Source organism: Pseudomonas sp. SWI36 (assembly GCF_002948105.1).
GTDB lineage: Bacteria > Pseudomonadota > Gammaproteobacteria > Pseudomonadales > Pseudomonadaceae > Aquipseudomonas > Aquipseudomonas alloputida.
The window spans coordinates 3,546,994-3,572,238 of the sequence record NZ_CP026675.1 but is presented as its reverse complement, the minus strand read 5'-3'; the positions used below and the strand labels follow the sequence as shown (position 1 = coordinate 3,572,238).

Genomic DNA, 25,245 nt, shown 5'->3' with positions numbered 1-25,245 from the left:
TGCCGGCTCGGGCTATTTGATGCCCTCAAATGAATCAGCCCGCACCCATTTGGCACACCTTCTGCAATTGCCTTGGCAAGCTGCGCCACGGCGCGCTCCACAAAAACAACGAGAAGGTATCCCTGATGGATAACGCCACCTCCCTGCCTGCCGGGGCGGCCACCGCGCCTGCCGCAGAAAAAACCACCGCCAGCCGCTTGAAGTCGATTTTCAGCGGGTCCATCGGCAACATGGTCGAATGGTACGACTGGTACGTCTACGCCGCATTCTCGCTGTACTTCGCCAAGGCCTTCTTCCCCGCCGGCGACTCCACCGCACAACTGCTCAATACCGCTGCGATCTTCGCCGTGGGCTTCCTGATGCGCCCGATCGGTGGCTGGCTGATGGGCCTGTACGCCGACCGCAAGGGCCGCAAGGCCGCGCTGATGGCGTCGGTCCTGCTCATGTGTGCAGGCTCGCTGGTCATCGCCCTGACCCCGGGTTACGAAACCATCGGCGTCGCCGCACCTGTCCTGCTGGTCATCGCGCGCCTGCTGCAGGGCCTGTCGGTGGGTGGTGAATACGGCACCTCGGCCACCTACCTCAGCGAAATGGCCAGCAAGGAGCGCCGTGGTTTCTTCTCCAGCTTCCAGTACGTGACCCTGATCTCCGGCCAGCTCATCGCCCTGGCGGTACTGATCGTCCTGCAACAGACCCTGACCACCGAGCAGTTGTACGCCTGGGGCTGGCGCGTGCCGTTCGTGATCGGTGCGCTGTGCGCGGTGGTGGCCCTGTACCTGCGTCGCGGCATGGAAGAAACCGCCTCGTTCACCAAGAAGGAAAAGGCCAAGGAAAGCCTGATGCGCACCCTGCTGCGTCACCCCAAGGAGCTGATGACCGTCGTCGGTCTGACCATGGGCGGCACCCTGGCCTTCTACACCTACACCACCTACATGCAGAAATACCTGGTCAACACCGTGGGCATGAGCATCAGTGACTCGACCACCATCTCGGCCGCCACGCTGTTCCTGTTCATGTGCCTGCAGCCGGTGATCGGTGGTCTGTCCGACAAGATTGGCCGCCGTCCGATCCTGATCGCTTTCGGTGTGCTCGGCACCCTGTTCACCGTCCCCATCCTCAGCACCCTGCACACCATCCAGACCTGGTGGGGTGCGTTCTTCCTGATCATGGCCGCCCTGATCATCGTAAGCGGCTATACCTCGATCAACGCCGTGGTCAAAGCCGAGCTGTTCCCTACCGAGATTCGCGCCCTGGGCGTTGGCCTGCCGTATGCCCTGACGGTGTCGATCTTCGGTGGCACCGCCGAATACGTGGCCCTGTGGTTCAAGAGCGCTGGCATGGAGAGCGGCTTCTACTGGTACGTCACCGCCTGTATCGCCTGCTCGCTGCTGGTTTACGCGACCATGAAAGACACCAAGCAGCACTCGCGGATTACCACTGAGTAACGCTGGCCTGGCAGTACTAAAAGGGGCGCTCCATTGCATGGAGCGCCCCTTTTCTATTCAGACTTTTCCTTCTTAACGCCCTATTAATTCCACCTTGGCAAGCTGCAATGGCTGGCAGAACGTTGGCGCCCGCGCGAACGCTCCCAAGCCAGCCTTGCGGCCTGAAGCACGACATACGCGCCCAAATACATCGAACAAATGGATTATTTAGCACTATTTTTTGCTCTTTTTAATCAAATTATTCGGCGTAGGATTAAACCCATAGAAACAAACAACTCACAAACCCCTGGAGCAACGACCATGAAAAACAAACTGATCCTTACCCTGGCCCTCTCGGTTTTCGCAGCTGGCGCCTTCGCCGAAGATGGCTTCGACCGGACCGACGCTCACACCTTTGCCGCGGTTCAAACCCAGTCAGCCAGCTACGCTGAAGACGGCTTCGACCGCACCGGCGGCCAGCGCTTCGCCGAAGACGGCTTCGACCGCACCGGTGGCCAACGCTTCGCTGAAGACGGCTTCGACCGCACCGGTGGCCAACGCTTCGCTGAAGACGGCTTCGACCGCACCGGTGGCCAACGCTTCGCTGAAGACGGCTTCGACCGCACCGGTGGTCAACGCTTCGCTGAAGACGGCTTCGACCGCACCGGTGGCCAACGCTTCGCTGAAGACGGCTTCGACCGCACCGGTGGCCAACGCTTCGCTGAAGACGGCTTCGACCGCACCAATGCGCACCGCATCAGCTGATACCTGATTGCGAGCACCCAGCCCGGCTTCGGCCGGGCTTGATCATTTGCAGGCGAGCTCAGGCTTGGCACACTAGGCACCTTGTCCATCAGGAGGTAGGGCCAACAAGCCCAGCACAGATGTATTACTACGAACCCGCCAAAGGCCACGGCCTGCCGCACGACCCGTTCAATGCCATCGTCGGTCCCCGCCCGATCGGCTGGATCTCCTCTCAGGACCGCGAAGGCCGCCTGAACCTGGCGCCTTACAGCTTCTTCAATGCGTTCAACTACATCCCGCCGATCATCGGTTTCTGCAGCGTCGGGCGCAAAGACAGCCTGAACAACATCGAGCAGACCGGTGAGTTCGTCTGGAACCTGGCCACCCGCCCACTGGCCGAGCAAATGAACCTGAGCTGCGCACCGGTCGCTGCCGAAGTGAACGAATTCGAATTGAGCGGCCTCACTGCCGCACCGTCTAGCATCGTCAAGGTGCCGCGCGTGGGTGAAACGCCGGTAGCCTTCGAGTGCAAGGTCAGCCAGATCGTCCAGCTCAAGCGGGCCGACCAGGAACAGGTGCCCAGCTGGCTGATCCTTGGAGAAGTGGTGGCGGTGCACATTGCCGAGCACCTGTTGAACAACGGCATCTACGATACCGCTGCCGCCGAGCCAATCCTGCGTGGGGGTGGCCCGGCGGATTATTTCGAGCTGGGCAACCTGTTCAAGATGGCCCGACCGCCGGCCTGATCACCAGACCAGCTCACCCTCTTCGCTGACGCCCTGCAGGCGTTGCAGCTCGGCGGTGGCCGCTTCGTCGGCGGCCACGGCGCCCTTGAACACCTGCCCGTCGAGAACCTTGTGAAAGCGCGGCGCGCCGCCCATGCCCAAGGCTTTGACCGCGATGGCTGCGTTATAGCCGCCACCTTCCACCGGCACCATCGCCGATACCGCTTCGAAATGAGTGAATTCCCTACGTGCCATGTTGCTGTCCGCGTGATTGAACAAGGGCGTCACTTTACCTCATTCACGCTCAATCGAAGGTATGCAAGTCCAGGCTGCTGACCACCTGGGCCTGCACCAGCTCACCGAACACCTCCAGTGTCGGCGAAGCAAAGTAACCACTCATCGCCTGCTGGTCCTGCCAGCTTCCGCTGAGCAACCACAGGTCAGCATCAGCCTGAGAACGCTGCACGGTAAAACTCAGGCAACCCGGTGTACGCAGCGAGGGCTCGAGCAGGTCACGCAGGCGCGCGCCCAGCTCTGCCGAGCGCCCGCTGCTGGCACGGATGAAAGCAAGGTGGGTGACCGGTTGTTTAAGGGTCATTGCACAATCTCCTTGAAGCAGGCGGACGGAAAAGCCAGGCTGCCAAGGTTAGGCGCTCACCCGCGCGGCGCGTTAGGCCATTACTGCATGTCGATTGCCTGATCCTGCTGCGCGGCAGGATCAGGCAATCCACATGCAGCTTTCGACTAGCGCCCGTCTTTGCTCAAACCTATGCTGCGTCGGTCAGCAGAGGAAAGCCATCATGACCACCGCCACGTCCACCGAACCGACCCTGGAACTGCAGCGCCTGGAGCTGGCCGAGCTGATCAACCGCCACGCGGGCGAGCCCTATGGCCCAGCATCGGCCATCGATGACCTGTACCTGGTGCGTTACACCGAAAATGTGCGTTCTGTACCCACCCTGGCGCAGCCTGCCCTGTGCATCCTTGCCCAGGGCAGCAAAAGCCTGTTCCTGGGTGACGAGCAGTACGCCTACGACCCACTGCATTACATGGTCGTTTCGGTGACCTTGCCACTCAGCGCCGTGAGGCTGGATGCCAGCCCCGAGAACCCAAGCCTGGGCCTGCGCATGGACCTGGACCCGGCGGAGATCAGCCAACTGATCGCCGAGAGCGGTCCGATGCTGGTACCCAATAGGCCTTCCGGCCGTGGTTTGTATGTGGAAAGGACAGATGCCGCGTTACTCGATGCCCTGCTGCGGTTGCTGCGGCTGCTGGACACCCCCCGCGACATCGCAATGCTGGCGCCGCTGTTCCGCCGCGAGATTCTCTACCGCCTGCTGCGTGGGCCGCAGGGTTACCGGCTGTATGAAATTGCCTTGGCCAACAGCCAGACCCACCGGGTTTGCCAGGCCATCACTTGGCTCAACAACAACTTCCAACAACCGCTGCGTATCGAGGACCTGGCCCGTGAGGTCAACCTCAGCACCTCGACCTTGCACCACCGCTTCAAGGCCGTGACCTCGATGAGCCCGCTTCAGTACCAGAAGCAGCTGCGCCTGCAGGAGGCGCGGCGGCTGATGTTGAACGACGGGCTGGAGGCGGCGGTGGCGGCTTATCGGGTGGGTTATGAAAGCCCGTCGCAGTTCAGCCGTGAATACAGCCGGCTTTACGGCGCGCCGCCGATTCGTGATGTGGCTCGGTTGCGGGCTACTGCGGTCTGAAGCTCAACATTCGCCTGCACCGGCGCTTTCGCGGGTAAACCCGCTCCTACAGGTTTTTGTACAGATGCGAAAATTGCGCGCTGCCTGCAGGCACGAGAGGCCGATACAGGCAATCGCAATGCTTCAACCCAATACCGCGGCCTGCCACTGATTCTGGTCCACCTGAATCAAGGTCGGCCCCTTGCGCTCCACCGCTTGCCCGAGCGCGGCCTGCAATTGGGCGATATCGGCCACGTTCTCTGCTGCCGCGCCCAACGCCCGCGCCACGCCGATGAAATCCGGGGTATGGATATCCACCCCGACCGGCTCGATCGCCCGATTGACCATGTATTTCTTGATTTCCTCGTACCCCTGGTTATTCCACAGCAGTACGATCAGCGGTACCTGCGCCTCCACTGCACTGGCCAGTTCCGGCAGGGTGAACTGCAAACCACCATCACCAATCAGGCACACCGCCGGAGCGCGTTCGACGGCCTGCTCGGCACTGCCCAACCAGGCGCCCATGGCTGCTGGCAACGCGTAACCCAAGGTGCCGTAACCGGTCGAGGCGTTGAACCAGCGGCGTGGCTGCTCCATGTCGAGTGTCAGGTTGCCGGTGTACACAGGTTGGGTCGAGTCGCCCACCAGAATCGCATTCGGCAGGCGCTCCAGTATGGCGCTCAGCAAACGCGTCTGGCTCAGGGTGGGCTGGTCCCAGTCTGCCGCCAGGACCTTGCGCAGGTCGGCCACGCGGGCCACGCCCCAAGTGCTTTCGTGCACTGGCTGCGGCTGGGCTTGCAAGGCACCGAGCAGCGCTTCGGCTGCCAGCTCGGCATCGGCTACCAGCGCCAGCTCCGGCAGATAATTGCGCACGGTCTGGTCCGGGTCGATGTCAATGCGCAGCAGACTGCCCGGGATCTCGAAGCCACCCTTGAAGGTCACGTCATAATCGGTTTCGGCCAGTTCGGTGCCGATCGCCAGCACCACGTCAGCCTCGGCCACCAGCGCCCGTGTGGCCGGTAACGACTGGGTCGAGCCGATCTGCAATGGGTGGCTGGCAGGCAGCAAGCCTTTGGCATTGATGGTCAGCGCCACCGGGGCCTGAAGGTGTTCAGCAAGGCGTGCCAGCGCAGCGCCCGCAGCCAACGCCCCGCCACCGGCCAGAATCAGCGGCCGACGTGCACTGGCCAGTCGCTCAGCCATCTGCGCCACGGCCTGCGGTGCAGCCCCAGCCCGACTGCCACGTACAGGGCGGCCCGGCAGCAGGAAGTCGGCCGGTTCAACCAGCACATCGAGCGGGATTTCGATATGCACCGGGCGTGGCCGGGCACTGTCGAACACGGCAAATGCCCGGGCCAGCACCTGCGGCAAGTCGGCTGCACTCATCAAGGTGTGGGAAAACGCCGCCACACCCGATACCAGCGCGGCTTGGTTGGGCAGCTCGTGCAACTTGCCACGGCCACCGCCCAGTTGGTCACGGGACTGCACGCTGGAAATCACCAGCATCGGGATCGAGTCGGCATAGGCCTGGCCCATGGCAGTGGTGATATTGGTCATGCCCGGGCCAGTGATGATGAAGCATACCCCGGGTTTGCCGCGGGTGCGCGCATAGCCGTCAGCCATGAACCCGGCACCTTGCTCATGACGCGGGGTGATGTGGCGAATGGAAGAGCCCGCCAGGCCACGATAGAGCTCCACGGTATGTACACCGGGGATGCCAAAGACATGATCGACGCCATAGCCTTCAAGGAGTTTGACCAGTACTTCGCCGCAGGTTGCCATCAGGGATCACCATGAATCTTGTTGGGGTATGCCCTTATTGGACCCAAGCCACGGCTATCGCCACAATGTAAAAAAACACATACTAGCCATGTCCTGTGATCATGGCTTACTGCAATGAAACGCCTCCCGCCCCTGCCTGCCCTGCACACGTTTCTGGTCACCGCCCAGCACTGCAACTTCACCCGCGCCGGGCAGCAGTTGCACATCACCCAGGGCGCTGTCAGCCGCCAGATTGCAGCCCTCGAAGAACACCTCGGTTATGCCCTGTTCAAGCGCGAGGCGCGTGGGTTGAGCCTGACCCGTGAAGGCCTGGACTGGCTGCCGCGGGTGCAGCAGGTGTTCGCCCTGATCGAACAAGGGGTGCGCGAGGTGGGTGAGCACAGCACTACCCTGCAGCTCAAGGCACCCACCTGCGTGATGCGTTGGCTGCTGCCGCGCCTGATGGAGTGGCAGGCACTGCGCCCGGACGTACCGGTGGAGCTGACCACGACCGTGCAGCACGGGGTGGATTTGCGCCGTGAGGGCTTCGATGCGGCAGTGGTCTATGGCGATGCGCCGAACCACGGGCTGCAGGTGCGCAAGCTGTTCGATGAGCAGCTGACCCCGGTGTGCGCACCGTCACTGCGTGAAGGGCCAGTGCCGTTGCAGCAGGTGGAAGACCTGGCCAGGCACATGCTGCTGCATCCCTCGCGGGATGAACACGACTGGCGGTTGTGGTTGCAGGCGGCTGGAGTGACGCTGGCCACGCATGGACCCAAACAGCATTTCGAGACACTGGACATGGCGATGGCCATGGCCTCGCAGGGGACTGGGGTGGCGATCGGCGATTGGTCGCTGATTGGCGATGACCTGCGCGGTGGGCGGTTGTGCATGCCGTTTGCGCTGAAGGTGCTGACAGGCAAGGGATATTACCTGGTGAGCCAGGCCAGGAGCTTGCCGCCGGGGTTGCTGGAATTGCTGGACTGGCTGGAGGGCCAGGCCAGCCTGTGACGGCCCTTTCGCAGGCGACTCAATAGCCGACTGTGAACCGTTGCCGCGAGTGTTTCGGCTTCTCCAGCTCATCCAGCATGGCAATCGCATAGTCGGCAAACGTGATCCAGCTCTTGCCGTCCGCACCGATCAACAGATGATCCTTGCCCAGCGCATAGTGACCTCTGCGCTCACCCTCAACGAACTCGGCCGAAGGCGAGAGGAAGGTCCAGTCCAGGTTCGGCTCGCGCCGCAGCGCCTCCAGAAAACGCACGCCGGCACTGGCCTCGGCTTTATATGCCTCCGGGAAATCCGGGCTGTCGATCACCCGATGCCCTGACGGCAGCAACAAGCTACCGGCGCCACCCACCACCAGCAGGCGCTTGACCCCGGCGCGCTTCACCGGCTCGATGATGGCGTGCGGCTGCATTGTCGAGAAATGCGCGGCACTCAACACAGCGTCCATACCTGCGACGGCTGCTTGCAGGGCCGCGCTGTCCGTGGCATCCAGCGACTTGACGGTCACACCCTCACGCCCTTCAAGCGTGGAAGGGTCGCGGGCAATGGCCAGTACACGGTGACCACGGCGCAGAGCCTCTTCCAGCAACTGGCTGCCAGCGCGGCCAGTGGCACCGATGATTGCGATCTTGCTCATGAAATACTCTCCATCAGTTGAACGAAATGACTGCCCTTGGCGACCTTCGCCGCCAGCGCCAGGGCTCTCGTCTGCCGGCTTCGGATAACGCCTTCCGGCAAACAATGCGCACAGCTTAGTTACCCGATTCGTCACAAAAAATGCGATGCTCAGACATAGTTTGTTTCTGAAATCGGGCAAATCATGGATCGCCTCAACGCCATGCGTGTATTCGTCACCGTCATCGACCTGGGCAGCCAGTCGGCGGCGGCGGACTATCTGCAGTTATCGCGGCCGGTCGTGTCGCGCTACCTGGCAGAGTTGGAAGACTGGGTTGGCGCGCGGCTGATGCAGCGGACCACGCGCAAGCTCAGCCTCACGGCAGCCGGCCAGGAAACCCTGCCTCGCTGCCGGCAACTGCTGGAACTGGCCGGCGACCTGCAGGCTGCCGTGCAGCAGCCGGAAGACGCGCCAAGGGGGGCGCTGCGTATCAGCGTCAGTACCTCATTCGGCCAGGACCAGGCACAGCTGGTGGATGCAGTGGCCGCCTATGTGCGGCGCTTTCCCGACGTGAAGGTAGAACTGCAGATGCTCGACCGCACCGTCAACCTGGTGGACGAGCGCATCGACCTGGCCATTCGCACCAGCAATGACGTGGACCCCAGCCTCATCGCCCGGCGCCTGAGCGTGTGCCGCTCGGTCGTGTGCGCGGCACCGGCCTACCTGAATGAGCGAGGCACGCCGCAACGGGTTGAGGAACTGAGCCTGCACAACTGCCTGACCCATGCCTATTTCGGACACAGCTTGTGGCATTTCGCGGTAGCCGGCCAGCAGGTCGCCGTCCCCGTATCGGGAAACATCAGTGCCAATGAGGTGATGACCCTGCAGAGGGCCGCGCTGGCTGGCGCAGGTATCGCCATGCTGCCAACCTTCCAGGCCGCAGACGCCATACGCCGGGGTGAACTGGTGCGTCTGCTGCCCGAGGCCAAACCGCGTGAACTGAACCTTAATGCGGTGTATACGTCGCGCAAACACATGCCGGCGACCTTGCGCAGCATGCTGGATTTCCTGGTACAGCGTTTCAAGGACGAGCCGGAGTGGGATCGGGATCTATACTAGTGGCGTACACCCCTATCGCTGTCACAGGAGGTGAGCACCATGGGCATCAAATCCAGAAGAGTCGCCCTTGTCATGGCCCTTACCGCAGTTACAGCGCTGTATGGCTCGGCCTGCTGGCGCGCCGAACTGCAACGCAGCCAGCCAAGCGTCGCCAATAGCTGCGAGCAGGCACATTGCGTGCCTCACAGTGCAACCTTGAGCGCCGTCCGTTGAATGGACGGCGCCCTGCCGATCACTCTTCGACGCTCATGTATTCCTTGGCCCAGCGAATGTAGTCTTCTGGCTGGGTATAGGTGTGCGAGAGTTCGGTGGCACTGAGGTTTTCCGACTTGTTCTGCCGACCACGCTGCAGCCGCAGGCAGTCGTAAGTGGCCTTGATCGCGGCAAAGTAAGCCGCATGGCCATCGACCACGATGCGCACGCCCAGACGCGCCAGGCGCTCGTCATCGCGCAGGTTCGGGTTGCCATAGGTGACCAGCATCAGCGGCACGGTCAGATGCTCGGCAATCTGCTCGAGCTGCTCGAAGTCCTTGACCCCGACCATGCAGATGCCATCAGCGCCCGCCTTCTGGTAGCTCTGGGTACGCACGATGATTTCTTCGGTGCTGATTACGCCCGCGTTGGTACGGGCAATGATCGACAGGGACGAATCGACCCGTGCCTCCAGCGCCGCGCGGATCTTGCCAACCCCCTCCTCGACCGGGATCAGATCGGTGGACTTGCGCCCGAACTGGGCAGGCAGCAGGGTGTCCTCGATGGTCAGTGCGGCCACACCGGCGCGCTCCAGTTCGATCACCGTGCGCATCACGTTCAGTGCGTTGCCATAGCCGTGGTCGGCGTCGGCCAGTACCGGCAGTTGCGCGACCCGACCAATGCGGGTGGCCTGCTCGACGAACTCGCTGAGGGTGATCAGAGCGAAGTCCGGAGCAGCCAGTACCTGCAACGAAGCGACCGAACCGCCGAGGATACCGACTTCGAAGCCCAGGTCTGCGGCAATGCGTGCCGACATTGGGTCGAACACCGAGGCAGTGTGGAAACAGGAACCTGAAGCGAGCAGCTCGCGGAAGGCAAAACGCAGATCTTGGTGGGAAGCCTTGGGCATGATCACTCCGCAAAAAAGTTGAAATTTGAACGGTAACTACCGACCCCTGTAATCGGGTCTACCTGACCTGTTCCAACCGTCGCCATCTGGGCGGTCATGCTCGACATGCAGGCAGAGGAATAAAAGGTGTGGGAGACAGCGGACTGAAAAACCTGCGGCAATATGCTGCACCAACCTGGTGCAAGCCCCGGATTTCAGCCTCTGTGGCATACCAACGATATCACGCAGCCATGCAGCACTGGATGAATGCGCCAATGCCGATCTTGCATAGGGGATGCAGATAGTACATAGGAAGCTACCTAACTCAGGTTACAATCCGAGGGCTTCTGTGAGAGCAGGCTTGCCCGCGAAGGGGCCGCCATAGACAAAACAAGGTATTCCCGTGACCGCCGCCCTGCCCCCCACCGCCCTGCGCAACGTGCTCACCGCCCTGATGCTGGCCATCTTCCTCGGCGCACTGGACCAGACCATCGTCGCCGTCTCGCTGCCGGCCATCTCGGCGCAGTTCAGCGATGTCGGCCTGCTGGCCTGGGTCATCTCCGGTTATATGGTGGCCATGACCGTGGCCGTGCCGATCTACGGCAAACTGGGCGACCTTTACGGCCGGCGCCGGATGATCCTCACCGGCATCAGCCTGTTCACCCTGGCCTCCATTGCCTGCGCCATGGCCCAGGACATGCCGCAACTGGTGCTGGCCCGGGTACTGCAGGGTATCGGCGCAGGCGGGATGGTCTCGGTGAGCCAGGCAATCATTGGCGACTTCGTGCCCCCGCGCGAACGCGGCCGCTACCAGGGCTACTTCAGCAGCATGTACGCCGCGGCCAGCGTGGCCGGGCCAGTGCTGGGCGGCTGGTTGACCGAGTACCTGTCGTGGCGCTGGGTGTTCTGGATCAACCTGCCGCTGGGGCTGGTCGCCTTGTGGGCCATTCGCCGTGCGCTCGCTGACATGCCAGTGCAGCGTCGTGAGGCACAGGTGGACTACCTTGGCGCCATGCTGTTGATTCTCGGCCTTGGCAGCCTGCTCCTGGGCATCACCTTGGTGGGCCAGGGCCACGCCTGGGCCGACCCGGCCGTGCTGGCGCTGTTCGGCTGCGCCCTGCTGGGCCTGGCGCTATTCATCGCCCACGAACGCCGCTGCCCGGAGCCGCTGCTGCCGCTCAGCCTGTTCGGCAACCGTGTGGCAGTGCTGTGCTGGGCGGTGATCTTCTTCGCCAGCTTCCAGTCCATTTCGCTGACCATGCTCATGCCCCTGCGTTTCCAAGGCATTACCGGCGCCGGTGCCGACAGCGCCGCCCTGCATCTGCTGCCGCTGGCCATGGGGCTGCCCATGGGCGCCTTCACAGGTGGCCGCATGACCAGCCGCACCGGGCGCTACAAGCCACAGATCCTGGCCGGTGCACTGCTGATGCCAGTGGCCATTTTCGCGATGGCACTGACCCCGCCGCAATCAGCGTTGCTCAGTGCGCTGTTCATGCTGCTGACCGGTATAGCCTGCGGGCTGCAATTCCCGACCTCCCTGGTGGGTACACAAAGCGCGGTGGCCAGCAAAGACATCGGCGTGGCCACCAGCACCACCAACCTGTTCCGTTCGCTGGGCGGAGCCATGGGCGTGGCATGCATGTCCAGCTTGTTGCTGGCACTGCTGCATCAGGGTGGTTTCGAACTGTCGGGTAATCCGTTGCTGGGGAGCTTGAAGGCCGCAGAGGTGGACCCGGTGACTCAGGGACGGTTGCTGGAAACGTTCCGGCAGCTGCTGATGGGGAGTGCGGTCGTCGCGGTGCTGGGACTGCTTGCGGCATTGGCCTTGCCCGACCGGCAATTGCGCGGCCGCTGAAGGCTACGCACTCGCTGCAAGAGCCGCCTTGTGCTGCGAACAGCCGCAGGGCGGACATGCCCTTAATACCCCCTTAACACAAAGGGGAAACACTCCCTCACAATCCTTAACAAAGTGTCATTTGCGCAGAGCCGGGCTCAAGCGCAGCATATCCAGCCCGGTGTCGACCCATTTTTCGACATCGCCCAGCAGATCGACACTGTCAGGCAGCAATAGCCAGCGCCCGATCAGGCCATCGACATAGGCAAACATGGCCACCGCCGCGCGCTCGACATCCAGCTCGCCAGGCAACTGGCCCCGGCGTACGGCATTGGCCAGCGCCAGGGTGATGCCCTTGTGGCAATCCAGCACCGCACTCTGGCGCTGCTGGCGAATTTCACACATGTCATCGGTGAACTCGCACTTGTGATGCAGGATTTCATTGATACGACGGGTTCGGGCATCGAGCACCAGCTCGTTGAACACTTGCAACAGCAGCTTGCGCATGCAGCCAAGCGGGTCGAGTTCATCCTCGCTTTCGCTCGCGCGCGCCAAATGGTCATGGGTCTCGCGCAGGCTGTCGAGCAACGCCTGCACCAGCTCGGCCTTGTTGTTGAAGTGCCAGTAGATCGCCCCCCGCGTCACACCCGCCAGTTCGGCGATGTCGGCCAGGGTGGTTCGCGCGACCCCGCGCTTGTAGAAGGCCCTTTCCGCCGCCTCGATGATCTGGGCGCGGGTTTCCTGGGCTTCTTCTTTGGTTCTACGGACCATGGCAGCACAACCTCATCTGGCCCGAACGCGCAGCGCGTGCGGGGACGCTCCGGGGGCACCTCTGCCGGGGCCTCTCGGATGAGCTAATCAAACGCTGCGGCTGTACCTGAGTACAACCCAGCAGTATTTACAAACAACCATGAATGTAAGTATATTCCTTAGCAAGCTATTTATCCACCGGATAGCATTTTTTCCAGATCAAGATCTCTTCCATTACTCTTGAGCGTCTCCCTGCTCCAGCGACCCGAGGATCCTCATGCAATTCAAGCCAGCCGTTACCGCTCTGGTTTCCGCCGTCGCCCTGGCAACCCTGCTCAGTGGCTGTAAGAAAGAAGAAGCAGCGCCCGCGGCGCAGGCTCCTCAGGTCGGCGTCGTGACCATCCAGCCGCAAGCCTTCACCCTCACCTCGGAATTGCCGGGGCGAACCAGTGCCTACCGCGTCGCCGAAGTGCGCCCGCAGGTCAACGGCATCATCCTCAAGCGCCTGTTCAAGGAAGGCAGTGAGGTCAAGGAAGGCCAGCAGTTGTATCAGATCGACCCTGCCGTGTACGAAGCCACCCTTGCCAATGCCAAGGCCAACCTGCTGGCTACACGCTCACTGGCCGAACGCTACAAGCAACTGATTGACGAACAGGCCGTCTCCAAACAGGAATACGACGACGCCAATGCCAAACGATTGCAGGCCGAGGCTTCGCTCAAGAGCGCACAGATCGACCTGCGCTACACCAAGGTTCTGGCGCCGATCAGCGGCCGTATCGGTCGCTCTTCGTTCACCGAAGGTGCACTGGTGAGCAACGGTCAGACCGACGCCATGGCCACCATCCAGCAGCTCGATCCTATTTATGTCGACGTTACCCAGTCCACCGCCGAGCTGCTCAAGCTGCGCCGTGACCTGGAAAGCGGCCAGTTGCAGAAGGCCGGCAAAAACGCCGCCTCGGTTCAGCTGGTGCTGGAAGACGGCAGCCTGTTCAAGCAGGAAGGCCGCCTGGAATTCTCCGAAGTCGCGGTCGACGAGACCACCGGCTCGGTGACCCTGCGCGCCCTGTTCCCCAACCCCGATCACACCCTGCTGCCAGGCATGTTCGTGCATGCGCGGCTCAAGGCCGGGGTCAACACCAACGCCATCCTGGCACCGCAACAAGGCGTGACCCGCGACCTCAAGGGCGCACCCACCGCCCTGGTGGTCAACCAGGAGAACAAGGTCGAACTGCGCCAGCTCAAGGCCAGCCGCACCTTGGGTAGCGACTGGCTGATCGAGGAAGGCCTCAACCCGGGTGACCGCCTGATCACCGAAGGGCTGCAGTACGTGCGCCCAGGCGTCGAGGTGAAGGTCAGCGATGCCACCAACGTCAAGAAGCCGGCCGGCCCTGATCAGGCCAACGCGGCGAAAGCAGACGCCAAAGCGGAGTAAACCATGTCGAAGTTCTTTATCGATCGCCCGATCTTCGCCTGGGTGATCGCCTTGGTGATCATGCTGGTCGGGGCCTTGTCCATCCTGAAGCTGCCGATCAACCAGTACCCCAGTATCGCGCCGCCGGCCATCGCCATCGCCGTGACCTACCCGGGCGCCTCGGCGCAAACCGTGCAGGACACCGTGGTGCAGGTGATCGAGCAGCAGCTCAACGGTATCGACAACCTGCGTTATGTGTCGTCGGAAAGTAACTCCGACGGCAGCATGACCATTACCGCCACCTTCGAACAGGGCACCAACCCCGACACCGCGCAGGTACAGGTACAGAACAAGCTGAACCTGGCCACCCCGCTGCTGCCGCAGGAAGTGCAGCAGCAAGGTATCCGCGTCACCAAAGCAGTGAAGAACTTCCTGCTGGTGATTGGTCTGGTCTCCGAAGACGGCAGCATGACCAAGGACGACCTGGCCAACTACATCGTCTCGAACATGCAGGACCCGATCTCGCGTACAGCGGGTGTAGGTGACTTCCAGGTGTTCGGTGCGCAGTACGCCATGCGTATCTGGCTCGATCCGGCCAAGCTGAACAAGTTCCAGCTGACCCCGGTCGACGTCAAGACCGCTGTGGCCGCACAGAACGTGCAGGTGTCTTCCGGCCAGCTCGGCGGCCTGCCAGCCCTGCCGGGCACCCAGCTGAACGCCACCATCATCGGCAAGACCCGCCTGCAAACCGCCGAGCAGTTCGAGAGTATTCTGCTCAAGGTCAACAAAGACGGTTCACAGGTGCGCCTGGGTGACGTCGCCCAAGTGGGCCTGGGGGGTGAAAACTACGCCGTCAGCGCCCAGTTCAACGGCAAGCCGGCTTCCGGCCTGGCGGTAAAACTGGCAACCGGCGCCAACGCCCTGGACACCGCCAAGGCACTGCGCGAGACCATCAAAGGCCTGGAACCGTTCTTCCCGCCGGGGGTCAAGGCGGTATTCCCGTATGACACCACCCCAGTGGTCACCGAGTCGATCAGCGGCGTGATCCACACCCTGATCGAAGCCGTGGTGCTGGTGTTCCTGGTGATGTACCTGTTCCTGCAGAACTTCCGCGCCACCATCATCACCACCATGACCGTACCGGTGGTATTGCTGGGTACCTTCGGCATCCTTGCCGCCGCGGGCTTCAGCATCAACACCCTGACCATGTTCGCCATGGTTCTGGCCATCGGCTTGCTGGTGGACGACGCCATCGTCGTGGTGGAGAACGTCGAGCGGGTCATGTCCGAGGAAGGCTTGCCGCCCAAGGAAGCGACCAAACGCTCGATGGAACAGATCCAGGGCGCCCTGGTGGGTATCGCCCTGGTGCTCTCGGCCGTACTGCTGCCCATGGCGTTCTTCGGCGGTTCCACGGGTGTGATCTACCGGCAGTTCTCCATCACCATCGTCTCGGCCATGGGCCTGTCGGTGCTGGTTGCGCTTATCTTCACCCCGGCGCTCTGCGCAACCATGCTCAAACCGCTGAAGAAGGGCGAGCACCACACCGCCAAAGGCGGCTTCTTCGGCTGGTTCAACCGCAACTTCGACCGCAGCGTCAACGGCTACGAGCGCAGTGTAGGCACCATCCTGCGCAACAAGGTGCCATTCCTGCTGGCCTATGCGCTGATCGTGGTCGGCATGATCTGGCTGTTCGCCCGCATCCCTACCGCGTTCCTGCCAGAAGAAGACCAGGGCGTACTGTTCGCTCAGGTGCAGACCCCGGCCGGTTCCAGTGCCGAGCGCACGCAGGTCGTGGTCGACCAGATGCGTGAATACCTGCTCAAGGACGAAGCCGATACCGTATCGTCGGTGTTCACCGTCAACGGCTTCAACTTCGCAGGCCGCGGCCAGAGCTCGGGCATGGCCTTCATCATGCTCAAACCCTGGGATGAACGCTCGAAGGAGAACAGCGTGTTCGCCCTGGCCCAGCGCGCCCAGCAGCACTTCTTCACCTTCCGTGATGCGATGGTGTTCGCCTTCGCCCCGCCAGCGGTGCTTGAACTGGGTAACGCCACCGGCTTCGACGTGTTCCTTCAGGACCGCGGCGGTGTCGGCCACGCGAAGTTGATGGAGGCGCGCAACCAGTTCCTGGCCAAAGCTGCGCAGAGCAAGATCCTCAGCGCCGTGCGACCGAATGGCCTGAACGATGAACCGCAGTACCAGCTGACCATTGATGACGAACGTGCCAGCGCCTTGGGCGTGACCATTGCCGACATCAACAACACCCTGTCGATTGCCTTGGGTGCCAGCTACGTCAACGACTTCATCGACCGTGGCCGGGTCAAGAAGGTGTACATCCAGGGCGAACCAAGCGCGCGGATGAGCCCGGAAGACCTGCAAAAATGGTACGTGCGCAACGGCGCAGGCGAGATGGTGCCGTTCTCCTCCTTCGCCAAAGGCGAATGGACCTATGGTTCGCCGAAGCTGTCGCGTTACAACGGTGTCGAAGCGATGGAAATCCTTGGTGCACCGGCGCCTGGTTACAGTACCGGTGAAGCCATGGCCGAGGTCGAGCGCATTGCAGGCGAGCTGCCGAGCGGTATCGGCTTCTCCTGGACCGGCATGTCCTACGAGGAAAAACTCTCCGGCTCGCAGATGCCGGCACTGTTCGCCCTCTCGGTGCTGTTCGTGTTCCTGTGCCTGGCGGCCCTGTACGAAAGCTGGTCGATCCCGATCGCTGTGGTGCTGGTAGTACCGCTGGGTATCATCGGTGCGCTGATCGCCACCAGCCTGCGCGGCCTGTCCAACGACGTGTACTTCCTGGTTGGCCTGTTGACCACCATCGGTCTTGCGGCGAAAAACGCCATTCTGATCGTGGAATTCGCCAAGGAGCTGCACGAACAAGGCCGCAGCTTGTACGACGCAGCGATCGAGGCGTGCCGCATGCGTCTGCGCCCGATCATCATGACCTCGCTGGCGTTCATCCTGGGCGTGGTACCGTTGACCATCGCCAGCGGCGCCGGCGCCGGCAGCCAGCACGCCATCGGTACTGGCGTGATCGGCGGCATGATCAGTGCGACCGTGCTGGCTATCTTCTGGGTACCACTGTTCTTCGTCGCAGTGTCGTCGCTGTTCGGCAGCAAAGAGCCGGAAAAAGACGTCACCCCTGAAAATCCACGTTATGAGGCTGGGCAATGACCAAGTCTTTGTTGTCCCTGGCGGTAACCGCTTTCATTCTTGGCGGCTGCTCGCTGATCCCTGACTACCAGACCCCAGAGGCGCCGGTGGCTGCGCAGTGGCCGCAAGGCCCTGCTTACTCGCCGACGCAATCGGCGGATGTTGCCGCTGCTGAACAGGGCTGGCGCCAGTTCTTCCACGACCCGGCGCTGCAACAGCTGATCCAGACCTCGCTGGTCAATAACCGCGACCTACGGGTCGCGGCGTTGAACCTCGACGCCTACCGTGCGCAATACCGCATTCAGCGCGCCGACCTGTTCCCGGCGGTTTCGGCCACCGGCAGCGGCAGCCGCCAGCGTGTCCCGGCGAACATGTCGCAAACGGGCGAATCTGGCATCACCAGCCAGTACTCGGCCACCTTGGGCGTCAGCGCCTACGAGCTGGACCTGTTCGGCCGCGTGCGCAGCCTGACCGAGCAGGCCCTGGAAACCTACCTCTCCAGCGAGCAGGCGCGTCGTTCCACGCAAATCGCCCTGGTAGCCAGCGTGGCCAACGCCTACTACACCTGGCAGGCCGACCAGGCCCTGTTCAAGCTGACCGAAGAAACGCTGAAGACCTACGAGGAAAGCTACAACCTCACCCGTCGCAGCAACGAGGTCGGCGTGGCCTCGGCCCTGGACGTCAGCCAGGCGCGTACCGCCGTGGAAGGCGCCAGGGTCAAGTACTCGCAGTACCAGCGCCTGGTCGCCCAGGACGTCAACAGCCTGACCGTGCTGCTGGGCACCGGCATTCCTGCCGACCTGGCCAAGCCGCTGGAGCTTGATGCCGACCAACTGGCCGAAGTACCGGCCGGCCTGCCATCGGATATCCTTCAGCGTCGCCCGGACATTCAGGAAGCCGAGCACCTGCTCAAGGCTGCCAACGCCAACATTGGTGCAGCCCGCGCAGCGTTCTTCCCGAGCATCAGCCTGACCGCGAACGCTGGTAGCCTGAGCCCCGACATGGGCCACCTGTTCTCGGGCGGCCAGGGCACCTGGCTGTTCCAGCCGCAGATCAACCTGCCGATCTTCAACGCCGGTAGCCTGAAAGCCAGCCTGGACTACTCGAAAATCCAGAAGGACATCAACGTCGCCAAGTACGAAAAAACCATCCAGACGGCCTTCCAGGAAGTCTCCGATGGCCTGGCGGCACGCAAGACCTTCGAAGAGCAGTTGCAGGCCCAGCGCGACCTGGTGCAGGCGAACCAGGACTACTACCGCTTGGCCGAACGCCGTTACCGCATCGGGATTGACAGCAACCTGACCTTCCTCGATGCCCAACGCAACCTGTTCAGTGCCCAGCAAGCGCTGATCGGAGACCGCCTGTCGCAGCTGACCAGCGAGGTCAACCTGTACAAGGCGCTTGGCGGTGGCTGGTACGAGCAGACCGGGCAGGCCAACCAGCAGGCATCGGTGGAAACACCGAAAGGCTGATCGGCCTTGTTACAGCGCAAGCCCACCCTTAGCGGTGGGCTTTGCTTTTTTAGTGCCTGTGCCGGCCAGTATCCCTGGTGATTCACCGTCGCAGCCACCACCGTATTCGCGGGTGAACCCGCTCCTACGCGGATCGTGTGGTGGACACATATCGGTGGTTGGGCGCAAGCCGTTGTAGGAGCGGGTTCACCCGCGAAGAGGCCGCCCCAGGAGAGTTATTAACCAACCGGAACATTCCGTTCGATTATCGCCCCGTTCCGTTTGCGGCGAATTGCCTCACCCCCGCACTACCCCGCACCATCCCCACCACGCAACGTTACCCAAGTTCATCAAAAACACCCGCACCTGCAGGCCCGATCCTGCAGTGCACCGGCTCGACCATAAAAACAAGAGATCCACGACAGATGAGCATTTCGCTACCCGCACGTCAGCTGCTGCCTGGCCTGTTGGCCATGTCCTGCGCCCTCCCCGCATTCGCCGCCAACGAAGGTGGTTTCATCGAGGACGCCAAGGCCACCCTCAACCTGCGCAACTTCTACATCAACCGTAACTTCGTCGACCCGGCCCACCCACAGGGCAAGGCCGAGGAATGGACACAAAGCTTCATCCTCGATGCCCGTTCCGGTTTCACCCAGGGCACGGTCGGTTTCGGCGTGGACGTACTGGGCCTGTACTCGGTCAAGCTCGACGGCGGCAAAGGCACCACCAACACCCACCTGCTGCCAGTGCATGACGACGGCCGCCCGGCCGATGACTTTGGCCGGCTGGGTGTGGCGCTGAAGGCCAAGCTGTCCGAAACCGAGCTGAAAGTCGGTGAATGGATGCCGGTACTGCCAATCCTGCGTTCGGACGATGGCCGCTCACTGCCGCAAACCTTCCGCGGTGGCCAGCTGACCTCCAGGGAAATCGCCGGCCTGACCCTGTACGCCGGCCAGTTCCGCGGCAACAGCCCGCGCAACGATGCCAGCATGGAAGACATGTCGCTCAACGGCAAAGCCGCCTTCACCTCCGACCGTTTCAACTTCGGCGGCGGTGAGTACACCTTCAACGACAAGCGCACCATGATCGGCCTGTGGGATGCCCAGCTCAAGGACATCTACCGCCAGCAATACCTCAACCTGACGCACAGCCAGCCGCTGGGCGACTGGACGCTGGGCGCCAACCTGGGCTACTTCATCGGCAAGGAAGATGGCGCCGAACGGGCCGGCAAGCTGGACAACCGCACCGCCTCCGCCTTGCTTTCCGCGCGCTACCAAGGCCACACCTTTTACGTTGGCCTGCAGAAGGTCAGCGGCGACGATGCCTGGATGCGGGTCAATGGCACCAGTGGCGGTACCCTGGCCAACGACAGCTACAATTCAAGCTTCGACAATGCCAAGGAGCGTTCCTGGCAGGTTCGCCATGACTTCAACTTCGCCACCGTCGGCGTACCCGGGCTGACCCTGATGAACCGCTATATCAAGGGTGACAACGTCACCGTGGGCAGCGTGGACGATGGCAAGGAATGGGCGCGGGAAACAGAGCTGGCCTATGTGGTGCAGTCGGGCAGCTTCAAGGACCTGTCGCTGAAATGGCGCAACTCGACCATGCGTCGCGACTTCAGCACCAACGCGTTCGATGAGAACCGCTTGATTGTGAGTTATCCGCTGAATCTTCTGTGACTCAATTGGCCTCTTCGCGAATAACCCCGCGAAGAGGCCAGACGCCCTCCCTTTTGAAAGCATCATTGGCAACAGCGTGATGAAAACCCTGCCATGAATTGCCCAGTGCGAGCTGCCGCCATTCGCTGAGCTGATGATGGTGGTGACTGCAGGCTATCCTGATCACTATCCGCTACAGGTGAAACAAAGCTGAACAGGGAGGCACAACAATGAAAACCCTCGTCGACCACCTGAGCCAATACGCCAACTACCACCGCGATCCACGCAACATCGCCACCCACTTCGTCGGCATCCCCATGATCGTGCTGGCAGTCACCATCCTGCTTTCACGCCCAGGCTGGGAGATAGCTGGCATGTGGCTGTCCCCTGCCCTGCTGGCAGCGGCGGCGTCTGTGTGGTTCTACTTGCGCCTGGACCTGCGCTTCGGGCTGGTGATGGGGCTGTTGCTGGGCCTGTGCCTGTGGGTCGGTGAGGCGCTGGCAGTGCAGTCGACAACGCTATGGCTCGGCGCCGGGCTGGGGACGTTCGTGGTGGGCTGGATCATCCAGTTCATCGGCCATTACTACGAAGGCCGCAAACCGGCATTTGTCGACGACGTGAGCGGCCTGATCATCGGGCCACTGTTCGTGGTGGCGGAAGCTGCGTTCATGCTGGGCCTGTGCCCGACCCTGAAGCGCGCCGTGGAAGCCAACGCCGGCCCGATTGCCATGCGGCAAAAAAAGGCATCGGTGTAAAGGCCATTCGCGGGCAAGCGCCCTGTTGCAGGGGCCTGCCCGTGATCACGGTTTACTGGCGAGACTCTACGCCAAGTTCATCCCACACCGACTCAGCCAGGTGGAACGTGGCATTGGCCGCCGGAATGCCGCAGTAGATCGCGCTCTGCATCAGCACTTCCTTGATCTCGTCGCGGGTCACGCCATTGTTGGCCGCCGCACGCAGGTGCAGCTTCAGCTCGTCGTTGCGGTTCATGCCGATCAGCATGGCGATGGTGATCAGGCTGCGGGTATGGCGCGGCAGCCCCGGGCGGGTCCAGATGTCACCCCAGGCGTGGCGGGTGATCATTTCCTGGAACTCGCCATTGAAGTCGTTGAGCTTCTCCAGGCTGCGGTCCACGTGGGCATCACCCAGCACTGCGCGGCGCACTTGCATGCCAGCGTCGTAACGTTGTTTCTCGTCCATGGTGTTGTCCTCAGTGAGCCAGCAGGAAATCGAGCACGCGGCGGCTGAAGGCCTCGCCAATCTCGACGTTGGACAGGTGCGCCGCCGGGAAGTCGACGTACTCGGCACCTTGGATACCGGCCTGCATGAAGCGGCCATGCTCAGGGGTGGTAACCACGTCTTCCGTACCGGCAACGATCAGCGCGGGCACCTGGATGCGGCCCAGTTGCTCACGATAATCAGCGTCACGTACCGCTGCACAGTTGCCTGCGTAGCCTTGCGGGCTGGTTTGCGCCAGCATCTGGCAGATACGCTGGGCCTGCTCCGCCTGTGCCTGGGCAAAGCCCGGGGTGAACCAGCGGGCGATGGAGGCATCGCGCAGGTCGACCATGGCCTGCTGGCCGCCTTTGAGTACCGTGTCGATACGGGTGTTCCACACCTCGTCATTGGCGATCTTGGCGGCCGTGTTGCACAGGGTCAGGCTGTGCAGGCGCTCACCTGCATGGATACCCAGCCACTGGCCGATCAGGCCGCCCATCGACAGGCCGACGAAGTGAGCCTTCTGAATGTCCAGGCCATCGAGCAGGGCCAGCACGTCGCGGCCCAGCTGTTCGATGCTGTAAGGGCCTTCAGTGACCAGCGATGCGCCGTGACCACGGGTGTCATAGCGCAGCACCCGGAAGTGCTGGCTCCAGAGCGGAATCTGGGTGTCCCACATGCCCAGGTCGGTACCCAGCGAGTTGGACAGGACCAGCACCGGGGCGTCATCCGGGCCATCGATCTGGTAATTCAAAACGCCATCGGCCAGTTGCAAGTGCGCCACAGCGGTCTCCTTCAGGCAGTGAAACGTTGATGTTCGGACACGGCGCGCGCCACCCAGACGCGGGCCTGGCCCAGGTAATGGGCAGGGTCGAGCAGACGATCGAGTTCTTCGCCAGACAGCTCGGCGCTGACCTGTGGCTCGTCACCCAGCACGGCACGCAGGTGCCGCTGTTCGGCCACCGCGCGCTGGCAGCATTGTTCCAGCAGGTGGTGGGCACGGTCGCGACCCAGACGCTGGGCGAGGACGATGCTCACCGCTTCGGCCAACACCAGGCCTTGGGTCAGGTCGAGGTTACGGCGCATGCGCGCGGCATCCACCTCCATGCCCTCGGCAATCACTTGAGCCTGGCGCAGGGCGCCAGAGACCAGGCAGCAGATATCCGGCAGGGTTTCCCACTCGGCATGCCATAGGCCCAGGCTGCGCTCGTGCTCCTGAGGCATGGCTGCGAACAGCGTCGACAGCAAGCCCGGCACGCGGGTCGCGGCACCGATCAACACGGCGGCACCCACCGGGTTGCGCTTGTGTGGCATGGTCGAAGAACCACCCTTACCCGGCGCAGAAGGCTCAAACACCTCCCCCGCCTCGGTTTGCATCAGCAAGCTGATATCACGGCCGAACTTGCCCAGGCTGCCGGCAACCAGGCCCAGTACCGAGGCAAACTCCACCAGGCGGTCGCGCTGGGTGTGCCAGGGCTGCTCGGGCAGGGTCAGCTTGAGCTGTTCGGCCAACGCTTCGGCCACCGGCATCGCCTTGCTACCCAGGGCCGCCAGGCTACCCGAGGCACCGCCGAACTGCAGGACCAGCAGGCGCGGGCGCAGTTCCTGAAGGCGCTGACGGTGGCGGGTCAAAGCACCCAGTACACCGGCCAGTTTCATGCCCAGGGTCACCGGGGTGGCGTGCTGCAACCAGGTACGACCCACCAAGGGCGTATCGGCGTGCTTCAAGGCCTGCTGCGACAGGGTCTCGGCCAGCTTGCCGAGGTCGGCCTCGATCAAATCGAGGGCATCGCGCAGCTGCAGAACCAGACCGGTATCCATCGCATCCTGGCTGGTGGCCCCAAGGTGCACATAGCGCTCAGCCTCAGGCACGCCGGTGGCGATCACCTTGCCCAACGCTTTCACCAGCGGAATGGCCGAGTTGCCCGCGGTGGCGATGGCATTGGCCAGCGCGCCAACGTCGTAGCGCTCGGCCTGGCATGCCGCCTCGATGGCCGCTACCGCGCTGTGCGGGACCAAACCGGCAGAGGCTTCGGCACGGGCAAGCGCGGCTTCGAAATCCAGCATGCCCTGCAGGCGGCCTCGGTCGGAGAAAATCTCGCGCATGGCCGGCGCGGTGAAATAGGCGTCGAACAGTTGGTTGCTCATGCAGCGTCCTTAATCATCATGGTGCAGGTACGCCGCCTGCTTCGGCAGGCGCAGGCTGAACAGGAAGGCAATCGCCATCATCGCCGTCACGTACCAATAGAAAGTGTTTTCCATCCCAAGGGTTTTCAGGCCCAGGGCCACATACTCGGCCGAACCGCCGAATGCTGCGTTGGCCACCGCGTAGGCCAGGCCAACACCCAGTGCACGCACCTGCGGCGGGAACATCTCGGCCTTCACCAGACCGCTGATCGAGGTGTAGAAACTCACGATACACAGGGCCAGGCTGATCAGCACGAAGGCCATGATCGGGCTGGTCACGGTTTTCAGCGCCATCAGCAGCGGCACGGTGCACAGGGTACCGAGGCCGCCGAACAGCAGCATCGAATTGCGCCGGCCGATACGGTCGGACAGCATGCCGAAGAACGGCTGCACCACCATGAACAGGAACAACGCCCCGGTCATTACGTAGCTGGCGTTCTTGGCGGTCATGCCCGCGGTGTTGACCAGGTACTTCTGCATATAGGTGGTGAAAGTATAGAAAATCAGCGAGCCACCCGCGGTGTAGCCCAGTACCGTGATGAACGCCGCTGCGTGATTGCGGAACAAACCTCCGATCGAACCTGCATCCTTGTCATTGCGGGCTTCGGCGCTACTGGTCTCGTGCAGCGAACGGCGCAGCATCAGCGAGATCAGGGCGGCGATGGCGCCCACCACGAAGGGAATGCGCCAGCCCCAGGCCCGCAGTTCATCTTCAGTCAGCAGCTGTTGCAGGATCACCACGACCAGGACCGCCAGCAACTGGCCGCCGATCAGGGTGACGTACTGGAACGAAGCAAAGAAGCCGCGCTGCCCACGCAGTGCTACTTCACTCATGTAGGTGGCCGTGGTGCCGTATTCGCCCCCTACCGACAGCCCCTGGATCAGGCGGGCCAGCAATAGCAGCGCCGGGGCCCAGGTGCCGATGGCATAGGTGGGCAGGCAGGCGATCATCAGCGAGCCGAAGCACATCATCAGCACCGAGATCATCAGGGAATTCTTGCGACCATGGCGGTCGGCGAGGCGGCCGAAGATCCAGCCACCAATGGGGCGCATCAAAAAGCCCGCGGCGAATACACCTGCCGTGTTCAATAGCTGCACGGTGGGGTCGTCGGAGGGGAAGAAGGCCGGGGCGAAGTAGATCGCGCAGAAGGCGTAGACGTAGAAGTCGAACCATTCCACCAGGTTGCCTGATGAGGCACCGACAATAGCGAAGATGCGCTTGCTGCGTTCTTCGCCGGTGTAATAGGTTGAGGTCATGACGGGTTTACTCCTGGAGGGTCCTAGGTAGTTCTAGACATACCTAGTAACACACTCGTTCCGCTATCGGGCTGGCAATGGGCCTTATGTCTCACAGGAGAGGCCTCTTCGCGGGGAAGCCCGCTCCCACAGGTGATTGCGT

At 62.5% G+C, this 25,245-nt stretch carries 23 protein-coding genes; 13 read left to right on the top strand and 10 right to left on the bottom strand.

The window, feature by feature from the left end; translation table 11 throughout:
- Positions 1–125: 125 nt before the first annotated feature.
- From C4Q27_RS17050 to C4Q27_RS17040, 3 genes are all read left to right on the top strand, one after another.
- The gene (locus C4Q27_RS17050) at positions 126–1,445 is read left to right on the top strand and encodes an MFS transporter (protein WP_003251986.1); all 1,320 of its coding nucleotides are present in this window, start codon (positions 126–128) and stop codon (positions 1,443–1,445) included.
- 300 nt (positions 1,446–1,745) lie between these two features.
- A complete protein-coding gene (locus tag C4Q27_RS17045) occupies positions 1,746–2,189 on the top strand; it encodes a heme utilization protein (RefSeq protein WP_104887099.1) in 444 nt (147 codons plus the stop codon).
- A 119-nt stretch (positions 2,190–2,308) separates the two neighbouring features.
- Positions 2,309–2,914 (top strand): flavin reductase family protein, encoded by a 606-nt coding sequence (locus tag C4Q27_RS17040; RefSeq protein ID WP_010952506.1) that lies wholly within the window; start codon positions 2,309–2,311, stop codon positions 2,912–2,914.
- Here the strand turns inward: C4Q27_RS17040 and C4Q27_RS17035 are convergent, their stop codons facing one another.
- Positions 2,915–3,181, bottom strand: coding sequence for a hypothetical protein (locus C4Q27_RS17035; protein ID WP_014859143.1), 267 nt, complete (start codon positions 3,179–3,181; stop codon positions 2,915–2,917). It lies immediately after the preceding gene.
- A 16-nt stretch (positions 3,182–3,197) separates the two neighbouring features.
- Positions 3,198–3,491, bottom strand: coding sequence for a putative quinol monooxygenase (locus tag C4Q27_RS17030; RefSeq protein ID WP_010952504.1), 294 nt, complete (start codon positions 3,489–3,491; stop codon positions 3,198–3,200).
- 202 nt (positions 3,492–3,693) lie between these two features.
- Here C4Q27_RS17030 and C4Q27_RS17025 point away from each other — a divergent pair, with 202 nt between their 5' ends.
- Positions 3,694–4,614, top strand: coding sequence for an AraC family transcriptional regulator (locus C4Q27_RS17025; protein ID WP_003251974.1), 921 nt, complete (start codon positions 3,694–3,696; stop codon positions 4,612–4,614).
- Positions 4,615–4,737: 123 nt separating this feature from the next.
- Here C4Q27_RS17025 and C4Q27_RS17020 read toward each other — a convergent pair whose 3' ends face one another.
- Complete coding sequence (locus C4Q27_RS17020) at positions 4,738–6,375, bottom strand: 5-guanidino-2-oxopentanoate decarboxylase (RefSeq protein WP_104887098.1); 1,638 nt, start codon at positions 6,373–6,375, stop codon at positions 4,738–4,740.
- Positions 6,376–6,489: 114 nt separating this feature from the next.
- Between C4Q27_RS17020 and C4Q27_RS17015 the strand changes: the two genes are divergently transcribed.
- Entirely contained in the window at positions 6,490–7,365 is an 876-nt protein-coding gene (locus C4Q27_RS17015; RefSeq protein WP_014592244.1) for a LysR substrate-binding domain-containing protein, read from the top strand.
- Positions 7,366–7,384: 19 nt separating this feature from the next.
- Here the strand turns inward: C4Q27_RS17015 and C4Q27_RS17010 are convergent, their stop codons facing one another.
- Positions 7,385–7,999, bottom strand: coding sequence for an NAD(P)-dependent oxidoreductase (locus tag C4Q27_RS17010; RefSeq protein WP_064491132.1), 615 nt, complete (start codon positions 7,997–7,999; stop codon positions 7,385–7,387).
- 183 nt (positions 8,000–8,182) lie between these two features.
- On the opposite strand from C4Q27_RS17010, the gene C4Q27_RS17005 reads away from it, so the two are divergent.
- Together C4Q27_RS17005 and C4Q27_RS29440 are read left to right on the top strand one after the other, a co-directional pair.
- On the top strand, positions 8,183–9,097 hold the full coding sequence (locus tag C4Q27_RS17005) for a LysR family transcriptional regulator (RefSeq protein WP_104887097.1): 915 nt from the start codon (positions 8,183–8,185) through the stop codon (positions 9,095–9,097).
- 39 nt (positions 9,098–9,136) lie between these two features.
- Complete coding sequence (locus tag C4Q27_RS29440; RefSeq protein ID WP_177410008.1) at positions 9,137–9,310, top strand: hypothetical protein; 174 nt, start codon at positions 9,137–9,139, stop codon at positions 9,308–9,310.
- Between the two features lie 19 nt (positions 9,311–9,329).
- Here C4Q27_RS29440 and C4Q27_RS17000 read toward each other — a convergent pair whose 3' ends face one another.
- Complete coding sequence (locus tag C4Q27_RS17000; RefSeq protein WP_020190257.1) at positions 9,330–10,199, bottom strand: oxaloacetate decarboxylase; 870 nt, start codon at positions 10,197–10,199, stop codon at positions 9,330–9,332.
- A 382-nt stretch (positions 10,200–10,581) separates the two neighbouring features.
- Here C4Q27_RS17000 and C4Q27_RS16995 point away from each other — a divergent pair, with 382 nt between their 5' ends.
- A complete protein-coding gene (locus tag C4Q27_RS16995; RefSeq protein ID WP_104887096.1) occupies positions 10,582–12,033 on the top strand; it encodes an MDR family MFS transporter in 1,452 nt (483 codons plus the stop codon).
- 117 nt (positions 12,034–12,150) lie between these two features.
- Here C4Q27_RS16995 and ttgR read toward each other — a convergent pair whose 3' ends face one another.
- On the bottom strand, positions 12,151–12,783 hold the full coding sequence (gene ttgR / locus C4Q27_RS16990) for an efflux transport transcriptional regulator TtgR (protein WP_012053630.1): 633 nt from the start codon (positions 12,781–12,783) through the stop codon (positions 12,151–12,153).
- A gap of 256 nt (positions 12,784–13,039) precedes the next feature.
- Here ttgR and ttgA point away from each other — a divergent pair, with 256 nt between their 5' ends.
- The 5 genes from ttgA (at position 13,040) to C4Q27_RS16965 (ending at position 21,196) form a co-directional block, all read left to right on the top strand.
- Positions 13,040–14,194, top strand: a complete 1,155-nt coding sequence (ttgA, locus tag C4Q27_RS16985; protein ID WP_064491135.1) for a toluene efflux RND transporter periplasmic adaptor subunit TtgA — start codon at positions 13,040–13,042, stop codon at positions 14,192–14,194.
- A 3-nt stretch (positions 14,195–14,197) separates the two neighbouring features.
- On the top strand, positions 14,198–17,350 hold the full coding sequence (gene ttgB, locus C4Q27_RS16980) for a multidrug efflux RND transporter permease subunit TtgB (protein WP_014754360.1): 3,153 nt from the start codon (positions 14,198–14,200) through the stop codon (positions 17,348–17,350).
- The gene (locus tag C4Q27_RS16975; RefSeq protein WP_010952492.1) at positions 17,347–18,801 is read left to right on the top strand and encodes an AdeC/AdeK/OprM family multidrug efflux complex outer membrane factor; all 1,455 of its coding nucleotides are present in this window, start codon (positions 17,347–17,349) and stop codon (positions 18,799–18,801) included. Before ttgB ends, C4Q27_RS16975 begins: the two co-directional genes overlap by 4 nt.
- 404 nt (positions 18,802–19,205) lie before the next feature.
- Positions 19,206–20,462 carry an OprD family porin gene (locus tag C4Q27_RS16970; protein ID WP_064491136.1) on the top strand — a complete coding sequence of 419 codons (1,257 nt, stop codon included), beginning with the start codon at positions 19,206–19,208 and terminating at the stop codon, positions 20,460–20,462.
- Between the two features lie 209 nt (positions 20,463–20,671).
- The gene (locus tag C4Q27_RS16965; RefSeq protein ID WP_064491137.1) at positions 20,672–21,196 is read left to right on the top strand and encodes a DUF962 domain-containing protein; all 525 of its coding nucleotides are present in this window, start codon (positions 20,672–20,674) and stop codon (positions 21,194–21,196) included.
- Between the two features lie 52 nt (positions 21,197–21,248).
- On the opposite strand, the gene pcaC is transcribed toward C4Q27_RS16965, so the two are convergent.
- Genes pcaC through C4Q27_RS16945 form a run of 4 tightly spaced genes read right to left on the bottom strand, consistent with a single transcriptional unit; the run spans position 21,249 to position 25,103 of the window.
- Positions 21,249–21,641 (bottom strand): 4-carboxymuconolactone decarboxylase, encoded by a 393-nt coding sequence (pcaC, locus tag C4Q27_RS16960; RefSeq protein WP_010952489.1) that lies wholly within the window; start codon positions 21,639–21,641, stop codon positions 21,249–21,251.
- 10 nt (positions 21,642–21,651) lie between these two features.
- A complete protein-coding gene (gene pcaD, locus C4Q27_RS16955) occupies positions 21,652–22,443 on the bottom strand; it encodes a 3-oxoadipate enol-lactonase (RefSeq protein ID WP_014754363.1) in 792 nt (263 codons plus the stop codon).
- Positions 22,444–22,454: 11 nt separating this feature from the next.
- The gene (locus C4Q27_RS16950; RefSeq protein ID WP_104887095.1) at positions 22,455–23,807 is read right to left on the bottom strand and encodes a 3-carboxy-cis,cis-muconate cycloisomerase; all 1,353 of its coding nucleotides are present in this window, start codon (positions 23,805–23,807) and stop codon (positions 22,455–22,457) included.
- A gap of 9 nt (positions 23,808–23,816) precedes the next feature.
- On the bottom strand, positions 23,817–25,103 hold the full coding sequence (locus C4Q27_RS16945; RefSeq protein ID WP_104887094.1) for an MFS family transporter: 1,287 nt from the start codon (positions 25,101–25,103) through the stop codon (positions 23,817–23,819).
- Between the last annotated feature and the right edge of the window lie 142 nt (positions 25,104–25,245).